The sequence below is a fragment of the Serratia sp. 1D1416 genome, assembly GCF_003641105.1.
Taxonomy (GTDB): Bacteria; Pseudomonadota; Gammaproteobacteria; order Enterobacterales; family Enterobacteriaceae; genus Serratia; species Serratia ficaria.
The window spans coordinates 2,973,170-2,985,281 of record NZ_CP032738.1; the positions used below are offsets into that span (position 1 = coordinate 2,973,170).

Sequence of the window (12,112 nt, forward strand, 5' to 3'; positions counted from 1 at the left end):
CGTCCGCGTACCTGTTGCTTTTATTTTCATCGCTGCGCTACCTTGAACGACGTGACTATCACGAGGCAGAGGGCAAGATGAACGAGACGCTGTTATCGGTATTGAGCATTACCGGCGCGATCGCGCTGGGGGCGATGAGCCCGGGGCAAAGCTTTATTCTGGTGGCGCGCACCGCGGTGGCCTCTTCGCGCCGCGCCGGCATGGCCGTCGCCCTGGGGATGGGCGTCGGCTGCTTTATCTTCGCGCTGCTGGCGTTGCTGGGCTTGCAATCGTTGCTGTTGGCGCTGCCCTGGCTGTACGGCACGCTCAAGCTGTTGGGCGGCGCCTATTTGATCTACCTGGCGTTCAACATGCTGCGCGGCGCCAGCCGTCCGTTGAACGTAGAGGCGGTTGGCAGCCGGCCACTGGGCATGCGCAAGGCGTTCACCACCGGCCTGCTGACCCAGTTGGGCAACCCGAACACCACCATCGTGTTCGGCAGCGTGTTCGCCGCGCTGCTCAGCCACGAGATTTCGCCGCTGATGTATCTGCTGCTGCCGACGATCGCGCTGACGGTGGATGTGCTGTGGTACGCCTTTGTGGCCTTCGTGCTGTCTTCGCCGCGCCCGCGCCGCATCTATCTGCGCTTCAAGGCCTGGTTCGATCGGCTGAGCGGCGGCGTGCTGGCGCTGCTCGGGCTGAAGCTGATGCTGAGCCGCTAGCGTTAATCGGCATGGCGGCGGCGCCACCAGAAGCGCAGCAGCAAAATCACCGCGATCGCCAGCGCGACGAACAGCAGGCTGGAGAGTTTTTTGTCGAGACCGCTGACGAAACCTTCGATCGCCTGACCGCCAAAATAGCCGAGCATGACGAAGATGCTCGCCCACAGGATGGCGCCGAAAACGTTCAGCGGCACGAAACGCGACGGCGGCAACCTGCTGGCGCCGATCAGCACCGGGCCGATAATGCGGAAGCCATACATAAAACGCACGCCGATCACGAACAGCATCGGATGGCGTGCAATTAATTTTCTGGCGCGGGCGATGCGTTTCTCTTGCCCCTTCAGCCGGGAAATCACCCGTCCTTCATAGCGACGGCCGAGGAAATACAGCAACTGATCGCCCAGCGTGCCGCCCAACGCCACCACGGCGATCGCCAGCGGCCAATGCAACAACCCTTCATGGGCGGCGATGCCGCCCAGCAGGGTGATGGTTTCCCCCTCAGCCAGACAGCCGATAAACAGTGCCCAGTAGCCATATTCCGTAATGTAATGGGCCAGATCGGTCATCGCTCACTCCTTATGTGACTGACGCATAAGAGCAAGTATACGCCCGATCGTCACCCCTGGGCTAACAGCGCCACCTGTTCCCGCCGCAGCCGCAGGCTGTCCGCCATTTGCGCCTGAACCCTGGCCAGAATGTGCGGCGGCGCCAGCTCCGGTGTGCCGCCCTGGAACGGCGGCGCCGGGGCGTATTCCAGATACAGCTGGATCATCTGCGCGGTTTCCTCGTCATGCAGCTCGGCGATCAGCGCCAGCGCGAAGTCGATGCCGGCGGTGACGCCGCCGCCGCTGATCACGTTGCCGTCGCGTTCCACGCGCGCGCTGCTGGGGATGGCGCCGAACAGCGCCAGGCTGTCGCGCATCGACCAGTGGCAGGCGGCGCGTTTGCCCTGCAGCAGGCCGGCGGCGGCCAGGATCAGCGAACCGGTGCATACCGAGGTCAGGTAGCGCGCATCCGGGCCGAGCCGACGAATTTGCCGCATAAAACGCGCATCCTGCAGCGCCTGGACGCAGCCGCCGCCGCCCGGCACGCACAGTACGTCGCAGCGAGTCACCTCCTGCAACTTTTGCAGCCGGGTGAAATGCAGGCCTTCCGAGGCGATATCGGCGCCGTCCACCGAGGCGACGATAATTTCCGCTCCCGGCATGCGGCGCAAAAACTGTAGCGGACCGGTGAAGTCGAGCTGGGTAACGCCCTGATAGATAGGAAAAACAATCACTAATGGTGCAGACATGACATTCGCCTCAGTTTTGTAGTTTGACCTGGTTAATAATAGCCGCCATGATTTTGGCTGATATGACGGATAACCCTCAAAAAGCGCCATCATGAAAACTATCGGCTTCGTGGTTTTTCCCGGTTTTAACCTGTTGGATTTCGCCGGGCCGCTGGCGGCGTTCGACAACGTCAACCAGTTCACCGACGCGCCGGCCTATCGCTGCCTGGCCATTTCGCCGCAGGGCGGCATGGTGGCCAGTTCGGCCGGGGTGGAGATCGCCACCCGGCCCTGCGACAACGCCCGTTTCGATACGCTGGTGGTGGCCGGCGGGCGCGGCAACGAGGCGGCGGCGCAGTCGTCGTTGCTGGCGGATTTCTTGCTGACCCAGCGCCGGCGAACGCGCCGTATCGCCAGTGTTTGCACCGGCGCGTTTATTCTGGCGGCCTGCGGGCTGCTGGACGGCAAACGCGCCACCACCCATTGGTACCATGCGGCGCAGCTGCAGCAGCGCTATCCGCGTATCCGCGTCGACAGCAATCGGATCTTCATTCGTGACGGCGATATCTGGACCTCGGCCGGCATCAGCGCCGGCATAGATCTGGCGCTGGCGCTGATTGAGGACGATTTGGGGGAGACGGTCGCCGCCGGCGTGGCGCGCCAGCTGGTGGTGTATCACCGCCGCCCCGGCGGCCAGTCGCAGTATTCGTTGCTGCTGGAGCTGAACCCGTCGTCCGATCGCATTCGCGCCGCGCTTTCCTTCGCGCGTGAACGCTTGCGGCAACCGCTGGCGGTGGCGGATCTGGCCGCCGCCGCCTGCCTGAGCGAGCGGCAGTTCGGCCGGCTGTTCCGCGCCGAAACCGGGCAGACGCCGGCCAAGGTGATCGAACAGCTGCGGGTCGAGGCGGCCAGGTTGCGCATCGAAGAAGGCAGCGAGGCGCTGGAAACGATTGCCCGCGCGGTGGGCTTCAGCGATCCGGAACGCATGCGGCGGGCGTTTATTCGCCTGTTTGGCCTGTCGCCGCAGGCGATCAGGCGGCTCAGCCGACGGGCCGACCAATAATTCTGCCGTGCCCCGACGGCGCGGCGCAATAGAGGAGCAACGGATGTATCAGGATTTTGAGAGCGAGTTGACCTGGGCGATGCGCCATATGCCGCGCACCCGCGCGGCGGTGGCGGCGCTGCCGGACCTTAACGGCGTGCGGCTGGCGTGCAACATGCACCTGGATCTGAAAATGGCGCCGCTGGTGGCCGGCCTGCTGGACAAGGGCGCGGCGGTTTACCTCACCACCTGCAACCCGACCACGGTACAGGACGACGTGGTCGCCTGGCTGGAGCGGCGGGGCGCGCAGGCACACGCCTGGCGCGACATGAGCGCCGCCGACTGGTCGGCGTCTTTCGATCGCGCGTTGGCCTGGCGGCCGACTCACCTGTGCGAAATGGGGGCGGATCTGACCGCTCGCCTGCACCAGAGCGCCGGCGGGCCGCAGATTATCGCCGGTCTGGAGGCGACCGGTTCCGGCATCAGCCGCCTGAACGGCATGGCGCCGCGTTACCCGATCTTCAACTGGGACGACCTGCCGGTGAAAGAGGGGTTGCACAACCGCCATATGGTCGGCCTGACCGCCTGGCATACCTTCTTCCAGACCACCCACCTGACCCTGCATGAAAAGTCCGTGCTGGTGATCGGTTACGGGCTGGTCGGGCAGGGCGTGGCTGCGGCGGCCAGGGCCTACGGCGGCCAGGTGACAGTGGCGGAAATCGATCCGGCGCGGGCGCTGCAGGCGCGGTATGACGGCTGGCCGGTGGTCGACCTGGCGGCGGCGGTGGGCCAGGCGGACGTGATCGCCACCGCCACCGGCGCGAAAAACGTGCTGTCGGCGAGCCATTTGCAGCAGGCGAAGGACGGGACGTTTATCCTCAACGTCGGCCACGTGGCGGAAGAGATCGACGTCGCTTTCCTGCAACACCTGCCGCACAGCGAGCCAATGCCGTTTGTTAACGCTTACCAACTGGCGGGGAAAACGCTCTATTTGCTGGCCAACGGCTCGATGTTCAACCTGACGGCGGGCTACGGCGACAGCCTGAACGCCTTCGACGTGACGCTGGCGGTGATGGCGGCCGGCATCGGCCACATCGTCGGCGCCGGCGCGCAGCAGCAAGCCGGTTTGTACCTGCTGCCGCAGTCGGCATGGCAACCCGCGCTGTAACTTTTCAATCGCGGGCGCTGGTCCCTGAGCGCCCGCGGTTTGCGTCGTTTTTGCGCCGACAGAATTTGTCACAAATGCGACGCATAATCCCAGTGCCAAGCGCCGAACCCTCACATATAATCCGCTAAGTTCAAGCCCCCCATTTCAGAGTAATGCATGTGAAAATACGTGTTTTGGTACTAACCCTGCTCGCTTTGCAGGCGGGCGCAGGCTTCGCGCCGCGCGCGCTGGCCAGCGACAACGCCGCGGCCACGCACGCCACCCAGCCCGAGCTGGCGTCCGGCAGCGCCATGGTGGTGGATATGCAGACCCACAAGGTAATGTATGCGCGCAACCCCGACGAAGTGGTGCCGATCGCCTCGATCACCAAGCTGATGACCGCGATGGTGACGCTGGATGCCCATTTGCCGCTGGACGAGATGCTGTCGGTAGACATCCACCAGACGCCGGAAATGAAAGGGGTCTACTCGCGGGTGCGTCTGAACAGTGAGATCAGCCGCAAGGACATGCTGCTGCTGGCGCTGATGTCTTCGGAAAACCGCGCCGCCGCCAGCCTGGCGCACCATTATCCGGGCGGTTACAACGCCTTCATCAAAGCGATGAACGCCAAGGCCAAATCGCTCGGCATGACCAACACTCATTACGTGGAGCCGACCGGGCTGTCGATTCATAACGTCTCGACCGCGCGCGACCTGACCAAATTGCTGATCGCCACCAAGCAGTATCCGCTGATTGGTCAGCTCAGCACCACCACCGAACGGACGGCCAGCTTCAAGGATCCTAACTATCAGCTGCCGTTCCGCAACACCAACCACCTGGTGTATAACCCGAAATGGAACATTCAGCTGACCAAGACCGGCTTCACCAATGAAGCGGGCCACTGTCTGGCGATGCGCACCATGATCGGCAGCCGCTCGGTGTCGCTGGTGGTGCTGGATGCGTTCGGCAAATATACCCATTTTGCCGACGCCAACCGCCTGCGCAGCTGGATTGAAACCGGCAAGGTGACGCCAATCCCGGCCGCCGCCCGCGACTACCGCCGCCAAAAAGACGCCCGTCTGGCGAAAAACGAAACCGAGTAATCCGCTCACGGCCTGCCGCCCTTGCCGCGGGCCGCTTGATGACAAATCCTCTCTCGCGATGGCCATCACATCCTGCGCGCCAATATCGCCGGTGCGCAGCTGCGTTTATCCGCTATCCTCCATTAATGCCACATCGTTAGCGGAGCAAACCCGATGAGCCAGGTTTCAACCTTTGTGATGTTTCAGGGTGCGGCCCAGCAGGCGATCGCGCTGTATAGCGAGCTGTTTGAGCGCTTCAGGGTGACGCAGCTGCAGCACTATGACGAGACGCCCGACGGCAAGCGGCTGATTAAACACGCCACCATCGATTTTGATCGGCAGAACCTGGTGTTTATCGACAGCCCGATCAGCCACGATTTCAGCTTTACCCCGGCGGTTTCGCTGTTCGTCAATCTGGCCAGCGAAGCCGAGCTGGAGCGGGTGTTCGCCCGGCTGGCGGAAGAGGGCAAGGTGCTGATGCCGCCGGATGATTACGGCTTCAGCGCGCGTTTCGGCTGGCTCAACGATCGCTTTGGCCTGTCCTGGCAGCTGAACGTGCCGGCAGCGGGATAGAGGCAAGACGGCATCCGGCCTGATTTTTTTAGCCGTGCCCTGCGCTGCCGAATCCCATCGCCGCGCCTTTTATGCTATTAAATGTCAAGGGGATCTGCGCAGGGTACGCATGGGGTATGGTGAAAATAATAGGCTGGACGCTGCTTACGTTGCTGTCCGGCGCTGGGCTGAGCGCTTATTTTTTGCAGCAGCAATATGAAGAGAAAAGCGCGAACTTTCGCATTCTTTATCGCGATGTGACGGTGAAGCTGTCGCAGCATGACGCGATCATTCCGCTATTGCCGGCAAGCCGATACCGCTGGGAAGTGCAGCGCATTTTTCCGCAAATTATTCGCTGGCGGCCGCATCCGAGCATTGAGCCGCGGCGCGCTATCGTGGTGGAGCCGAATGGCCGCTACTGGCTCAACGCCGAAAAACAATCCGTGCTGATCGACCTGAACCGGCTGATCGGCGAGCTGGCGGGGAAAAATGCCTTCGGCCACCTGGCGGTTCTTTGGCACGATCGGCCGCTGTTCGAGCGGGGCGTAGCGGAGCGGCGCTATTATTGGCAGTGGGAAAAAGTGATCGCCAGCCAGTCGCAACCTTTCGTGCTCGCCGCCGGCGATAACCCCGACTGGGCTGCGTTGCCCTGGCCGACAATCCTGTCGCCGGCCCTGTTTTGGGGGCTGGCGCTGTATCTGGTCAGCCAATATCGCGCCAACCAGCGCCGGCGCGATATTGCCGATTTACGCGCCCATTACGCCGAACTTACGCGCCTGAATACCCTGGGGGAACTCACCGCCGGCATCGTGCATGAGCTTAACCAACCGCTCACCGCCATTTTAAGCTATAACCAAACCGCATTGCGTCTGCTGCGGCACCAGCAGGTCGAACAGCTGCCGCCGCTGCTGGAGGCCGCCGTGGTGCAAATTAAGCGTACGGACGCGCTGCTGCAGCAATTCCGGCAGAAACTGGTCAGCGAGCAGGTCGATTACCAACCGGTGGCGCTGGGGCCGCTTTGGGCGAGGGTGACGACGCTGTTGGACAACGAAATCCGCCGCAACAGGATCAAGGTCAGCAGCCGCATTCCCGACGGTTTGCCCCTGCTGTTCGCACCGCCGCTGTGGGTAGAGCAAATTCTGCACAATATCCTGAACAACGCGGTGCAGGCGCAAGCCGACAAGGCCGCGGGCACGGCATGGATCAGACTGGAGGCCGGCGCCGCTGACGACGGCATCGCGCTGACCCTCACCGATGGCGGCCCCGGGCTGTCGGAGCAGGCTTTGCAGCAGGTGTTCATGCCCTTTTTCACCACGCGCGCCAATGGCATCGGGCTGGGGATGGCGCTGACGGACACGCTGGTACAGCGCCTTAATGGCAGCATCGAGGCGAGCAATATCGCGGGGCAGGGCGCCTGCTTCAGGATTTGGCTGCCCGTGCATGCTCAGGAGTGACGATGACACAGTATATTTATCTGATTGATGACGAAGCGGCGATTCGTTCCTCGCTCAGCGCGCTGCTGGGCACCGTGGGTTGGCAGACGCAGGCGTACGACAGCGCCCCGTCTTTCGAACAGAGCGTCGGCGAACTGCATGCGCTGACCGGCTGTATGCTGCTGGACATCAGGATGCCAGGCAAGACCGGGTTGACGCTGTTGGACGAGTGGAGGCGGCAGGGGTTGGAGATCCCGGTGATCATCATGACCGGGCACGCGAATATCGATCTCTGCCGCCGGGCGTTCAAAAACGGCGCCTTCGAATTCCTCACCAAACCGATCGATGCGGATTTGCTGTTTGAAGTGGTCGGCAGCGCATTGGAACAGCAAAGGCAATTGCAGCAGCGGCAACGGCAACTGCGGCTGATGCAAAGCCGGCTGGCTACCCTGACCGCCCGTGAAAACGACGTCTTCGAGCAGATCGTGCAAGGACGTTCGAGCAAAGAGATCGCCCGCAGCTTTTCGCTGTCTCCGCGCACCGTCGAGGCGCATCGCGCCAATATATTCGCCAAGCTCGACGTCAATTCGCTGCCCAAACTGATGAACGTCTACGGCGAGCTGGCGCTGCGGAAAAAGCCCTAAAACCGCCGGTGTCTAGGTATAACTACCTAGCGCCGTAGGTAATCGCGCCAATAGCCCGCCGAAGCGGCTCCTTTTACTATCCCTGATATCCATAAGGAATAAGCAAGGAGCAAGTCAATATGAAACGCATTATCTCAAGCCTGGTGTTAATCGGCGGCCTGGCGTCATTCGCCCACGCGGCCGGCGGCGTGGTGTCGCAACATTCCCTCTCCCTCGAACTGGCCGATCGGCTGGCGCAAAGCGCTATCCGGGCCTGCGGCGCCGGCAACTACAACGTCGCCGTGACCGTGGTGGATCGCGCCGGCACGCCGCTGGTGATCAAGAGAATGGACAACGCCGGCCCCCACACGGTGGAAGCCAGCCGAATGAAGGCGTTTACCGCCCTGACGACCCGCAATGCGACAGAAAACGTCATGAAGGGCGCCCAGGCGAACGCCGGTGCGGCCAACCTGCGCGATATCCCCGGGTTCCTGCTGTTGGCCGGCGGCGTGCCGGTGAAATCGGGCGAAGAAGTCGTCGGCGCCATCGGCGTCGGCGGCGCGCCGGGCGGGCATCTGGATCAGCAATGCGCATTAGAGGCGTTGAAAAGCGCCCAGAGCAGCCTGAAAGCCGGCTAAGTTTTGACGCCAGGTCAGTGATCAACGTATTTTCCGCCATCATCTCATACACATTTATGGGGGTTTACCGCTATGCTAAACGGATAATGACCCATGAATTTAAAAAGGATGAACCACTTTGGCCGGAAGTAGCTTACTGACTTTAATCGATGACATCGCTTCACTGCTGGACGACGTCTCGTTGATGACCAAAATGGCGGCGAAAAAAACCGCCGGGGTACTGGGGGACGATCTGGCGCTGAACGCGCAACAGGTCAGTGGGGTAAAGGCCGACCGTGAACTGCCGGTGGTGTGGAGCGTCGCCAAGGGCTCGTTGATCAATAAGGCCATTCTGGTGCCGCTGGCGCTGCTGATCAGCGCCTTTGCGCCCTGGGCCATCACGCCGCTGCTGATGGTGGGCGGCGCCTACCTGTGCTACGAAGGCTTCGAGAAGGTGTACCACAGCCTGGCGCATGCCAAATCGACGCCGGAGGCACAGGAAACGCTGGACGCCAACGAGGACGTGGCGGCTTATGAGAAACGCAAGGTAAAAGGGGCGGTGCGAACCGACTTCGTGCTGTCCGCCGAGATTATCGCCATCACGCTGGGCACCGTCGCCGGCGCGGCGTTCAGCCAACAGGTGATCGTGCTGTGCGGCATCGCCATCGTGATGACGGTGGGGGTTTACGGCATCGTGGCGGGCATCGTCAAGCTGGACGATCTGGGATTGTACCTGAGCCGCAAAAGCGGCGCGCTGGCCCGCACGCTCGGTAGCGGCATCGTCAGCGCCGCGCCATACCTGATGAAAACGCTGTCGATCGTCGGCACCATCGCCATGTTTATGGTCGGGGGCGGCATCCTGACCCACGGTCTGCCGCCGGTGCACCACCTGTTCGAGGACTGGGCGTCTTACGCCACCGTGGTGCCGACCTTTGGCCATATTCTGCAGGGCGTCATTCCGGCATTGCTGAACGTGGCGTTCGGCCTGATCGCCGGCGCTGCGGTACTGTTGCTGGTGTCGTCGCTGGGCGCCATCCGCGCGCGTTTGAAAGCCTGACAAAAACGGGGGCGTCCTGCCCCCGCCATGTTCACCGCGGCGCAGTAGCGCCGCTTTCGCCCAGCGCACGCTGCATGATGTGGGTGTCGCGCCACTCTCCCAATTTAAAACCCACCGCTTTCAGCGTGCCCACGTCGTTGAACCCCAGCTTTTGGTGCAGCGCCAGCGAACCTTGATTGGCGGCCGAATCGCCGACGATCGCCAGCATTTGCCGCCAGGGGCCTTGTTCGCAGCGGGCGATCAGCGCAGCCAACAGCGCTTTGCCGATGCCGTTGCCCTGCTGGCCTTCGGCGATATACACCGAGTCCTCCACCGTATATCGGTAAGCCGGGCGCGGCCGATAGGGCGTCGCGTAACAGTAGCCGAGGATGCGGCCGTCGCTTTTGGCCACCAGCCAGGGCAGGCCGGCTTGCAGCACCTGGCTGCGCCGCTGCTGCATTTCCGCCAGCGTCGGCGGGGTTTCTTCAAACGACGCCGCGCCGTGCAGCACATGGTGAGCGTAAATCTGCTGTATCGCGGCCATGTCGTCGGGCGTGGCGTCCGTGAGGGTCAGTAGCGGGGCGGAAAGCATCATGGCGGTTCCTGTTTACCGTGATAAATCAGAAGATAGCCGCATTATGCTCCCGGCCCGAGGTTAAGGTAAATCGGGCTTTCTTATAGCGAAGATAAGGAAAACCTATGGCTGCCTGGCCGCCGGATGCGCCGGCGCCAAACGCCGCAGCGCGCCGGATGCCAGCAGCACCCCGAGGATCACCCATGCCGCCCCGGCCAGTTGCCAGAGGTTAGGGGTATGGCCGGTGAGGGTAGCCACCAGCATGGTGAATACCGGCGCCAGATTAAAGAAGATCGCGGTGCGCACCGAACCGATTTTTTCCAGCCCGTTGAACCACAACAAATAGGCCAGCAGTGAACCGCACAGTGCCAGATACGCCACCGCGGCATGCACGCCGAGCGGGGCGGCGGCCAGGCTTTGCCGGGGATCTTCGAACAGCATGCCCAGCGGCAGCAGCGCCAGCGTGCCGAACAGCATCGAGTAGCTGGTGGTTTCGACGGCGGTGGCGTTGCGCACCCACCGTCGGGTGCCGACCATATTCAGCGCCCAGGCCAGGCTGCCGAGCAGAATGATGCCGTCGCCGGGGCTGATATCCAGTCGCAACAGCGTCTGGATATCGCCCTGGGTGATCACCAGCGCCACGCCGATAAACCCGGAGAGCAAACCGGTGACGCGCGCCGGGCTCAGTTTTTCATGCTCCCAGATGACACTGAACACCATGGTCCACAGCGGCGTGGTGGCGAGGATCAGCGCGCCGTTGACCGGCGAGGTGGATTGCAGGCCAAAGAAGGTGCACAGGTTAAATACCGTAAAGCCGAGCACCCCGAGGCCCAGATAGGCCGGCCAGTTGTTTTTCAGCGCGCTGAGGCGCAGCTGGCCGCGCAGGCCGAACACCAGCAACAGCATCAAGGTCGCCAGGCTGAAACGTTCTATCGAGGCGCTAATCGGCGGCTGATGGGCGATGATGTAAGCGCCGACGTTGAAATTGGTGCCCCAAAAAAAGGTGGCGACGATCACGCCCAAATAGGCCAGCGGCAGAGAAGGGGTCATAACGGTTTCCTTTTGTTGATAATGCGAACGGGAAACAGTTTGCGCTCGTGCTCTTTGCGGTAGAATTCCCTATACATTCACTTGGCATGTGAGAAAACACCCATGTTCAACTGGGAAGATCTGCACTACTTTATGGTTTTCGCACGCGAAAAATCGCTGTCCGGCGCGGCACGCAGCCTGCAGGTCGATCACGCCACCGTGGCACGGCGCATCGCCAGCCTGGAGGCGTCGTTGCAGCTGAAGCTGGTGGATCGTCGCCCACGCAGTTACCTGATGACTGCCGATGGGTTACGCATCGCCGAGCAGGGCGACGCCATGGCGCTCAATGCGTTTGCCGTCGGGCGCGCGGCGCTGGGGGGCGGCAGGGCGTATCGGGCGAGGTGACATTGAGTGTACCGCCGGTAATGGGGGTGAAGCTGATCGCGCCGCGCCTCGGCGAGCTGCAGAGACGTTATCCGGATCTGCGGCCCGTCTTGCTGGCGGATACCGCTAACCGCTCGCTGTTGCGCGGCGAAGCCGACATCGCCGTCCGGCTCAGTCGCGCCAATGAAAGCGATCTGGTGGCGAGGAAAATCGGCACGGTGGAGTTTGGCCTGTACGCCGACGCGGATTATCTGCAGGTTACGCCGGATGCGGAGCGCGCGTTTATCGGCTATCACGACGATCGCGCCGCGCCGGCGCAGCAGCGCTGGCTGTTGGCACAGGCGGGTTCGCGGCCGCTGGCGCTGCGCAGCAATGATCTGATGATCCAGGCCGCCGCGGCGGTTGCCGGCGCCGGCGTGGCGCTGTTGCCGCATTTTGTGGCGCAGGACGCCGGGTTGCAGCGGCTGTCGCCGGAGCAGGCGCTGAGCCGCGAGATCTGGCTGACGGTGCATGATGATATTCGCCATGCGCCGGGCATTGTCGCCGTGACGGCGTTTTTGCTGGAGTGCTATGCGGGGGCGGCGGGGATCACCCGGCTGGTGGACGCCGCCGGGTGAAA

Annotated in this window: 15 protein-coding genes; 11 read left to right on the forward strand and 4 right to left on the reverse strand. The window is 62.6% G+C overall.

What is annotated here, in order from left to right; translation table 11 throughout:
- The first annotated feature begins 77 nt into the window (after positions 1 to 77).
- Positions 78 to 701, forward strand: coding sequence for a LysE family translocator (locus D7I37_RS14420; RefSeq protein WP_129543907.1), 624 nt, complete (start codon positions 78 to 80; stop codon positions 699 to 701).
- 2 nt (positions 702 to 703) lie between these two features.
- On the opposite strand, the gene D7I37_RS14425 is transcribed toward D7I37_RS14420, so the two are convergent.
- Together D7I37_RS14425 and D7I37_RS14430 are read right to left on the reverse strand one after the other, a co-directional pair.
- Positions 704 to 1,267: a DedA family protein gene (locus D7I37_RS14425; protein ID WP_061797768.1), complete on the reverse strand. Its 564-nt coding sequence runs from the start codon at positions 1,265 to 1,267 to the stop codon at positions 704 to 706.
- Between the two features lie 50 nt (positions 1,268 to 1,317).
- Positions 1,318 to 1,995, reverse strand: a complete 678-nt coding sequence (locus D7I37_RS14430; RefSeq protein ID WP_095096336.1) for a DJ-1/PfpI family protein — start codon at positions 1,993 to 1,995, stop codon at positions 1,318 to 1,320.
- Between the two features lie 91 nt (positions 1,996 to 2,086).
- Here D7I37_RS14430 and D7I37_RS14435 point away from each other — a divergent pair, with 91 nt between their 5' ends.
- The 8 genes from D7I37_RS14435 (at position 2,087) to D7I37_RS14470 (ending at position 9,527) form a co-directional block, all read left to right on the forward strand.
- Complete coding sequence (locus D7I37_RS14435; protein WP_061797764.1) at positions 2,087 to 3,037, forward strand: GlxA family transcriptional regulator; 951 nt, start codon at positions 2,087 to 2,089, stop codon at positions 3,035 to 3,037.
- Positions 3,038 to 3,080: 43 nt separating this feature from the next.
- Positions 3,081 to 4,184 (forward strand): adenosylhomocysteinase, encoded by a 1,104-nt coding sequence (locus D7I37_RS14440; RefSeq protein WP_129543908.1) that lies wholly within the window; start codon positions 3,081 to 3,083, stop codon positions 4,182 to 4,184.
- 152 nt (positions 4,185 to 4,336) lie between these two features.
- Positions 4,337 to 5,266, forward strand: a complete 930-nt coding sequence (pbpG, locus tag D7I37_RS14445) for a D-alanyl-D-alanine endopeptidase (RefSeq protein WP_061797762.1) — start codon at positions 4,337 to 4,339, stop codon at positions 5,264 to 5,266.
- A 153-nt stretch (positions 5,267 to 5,419) separates the two neighbouring features.
- The gene (locus tag D7I37_RS14450) at positions 5,420 to 5,818 is read left to right on the forward strand and encodes a VOC family protein (RefSeq protein WP_061797761.1); all 399 of its coding nucleotides are present in this window, start codon (positions 5,420 to 5,422) and stop codon (positions 5,816 to 5,818) included.
- A 116-nt stretch (positions 5,819 to 5,934) separates the two neighbouring features.
- Positions 5,935 to 7,251, forward strand: a complete 1,317-nt coding sequence (locus D7I37_RS14455; protein WP_061797759.1) for a sensor histidine kinase — start codon at positions 5,935 to 5,937, stop codon at positions 7,249 to 7,251.
- Between the two features lie 2 nt (positions 7,252 to 7,253).
- Positions 7,254 to 7,874, forward strand: coding sequence for a response regulator transcription factor (locus D7I37_RS14460; RefSeq protein WP_061797758.1), 621 nt, complete (start codon positions 7,254 to 7,256; stop codon positions 7,872 to 7,874).
- A gap of 119 nt (positions 7,875 to 7,993) precedes the next feature.
- A complete protein-coding gene (locus D7I37_RS14465; RefSeq protein WP_061797757.1) occupies positions 7,994 to 8,491 on the forward strand; it encodes a heme-binding protein in 498 nt (165 codons plus the stop codon).
- A gap of 118 nt (positions 8,492 to 8,609) precedes the next feature.
- Positions 8,610 to 9,527 (forward strand): DUF808 domain-containing protein, encoded by a 918-nt coding sequence (locus tag D7I37_RS14470; protein ID WP_061797756.1) that lies wholly within the window; start codon positions 8,610 to 8,612, stop codon positions 9,525 to 9,527.
- Between the two features lie 31 nt (positions 9,528 to 9,558).
- Here D7I37_RS14470 and D7I37_RS14475 read toward each other — a convergent pair whose 3' ends face one another.
- Together D7I37_RS14475 and D7I37_RS14480 are read right to left on the reverse strand one after the other, a co-directional pair.
- Complete coding sequence (locus tag D7I37_RS14475; RefSeq protein ID WP_095096341.1) at positions 9,559 to 10,101, reverse strand: GNAT family N-acetyltransferase; 543 nt, start codon at positions 10,099 to 10,101, stop codon at positions 9,559 to 9,561.
- A 102-nt stretch (positions 10,102 to 10,203) separates the two neighbouring features.
- Complete coding sequence (locus D7I37_RS14480) at positions 10,204 to 11,130, reverse strand: DMT family transporter (protein ID WP_095096344.1); 927 nt, start codon at positions 11,128 to 11,130, stop codon at positions 10,204 to 10,206.
- Positions 11,131 to 11,232: 102 nt separating this feature from the next.
- On the opposite strand from D7I37_RS14480, the gene D7I37_RS27355 reads away from it, so the two are divergent.
- Positions 11,233 to 11,514: a LysR family transcriptional regulator gene (locus D7I37_RS27355; RefSeq protein WP_242502693.1), complete on the forward strand. Its 282-nt coding sequence runs from the start codon at positions 11,233 to 11,235 to the stop codon at positions 11,512 to 11,514.
- Positions 11,511 to 12,110 (forward strand): LysR substrate-binding domain-containing protein, encoded by a 600-nt coding sequence (locus D7I37_RS14485; protein WP_242502694.1) that lies wholly within the window; start codon positions 11,511 to 11,513, stop codon positions 12,108 to 12,110. Before D7I37_RS27355 ends, D7I37_RS14485 begins: the two co-directional genes overlap by 4 nt.
- Positions 12,111 to 12,112: the final 2 nt, after the last annotated feature.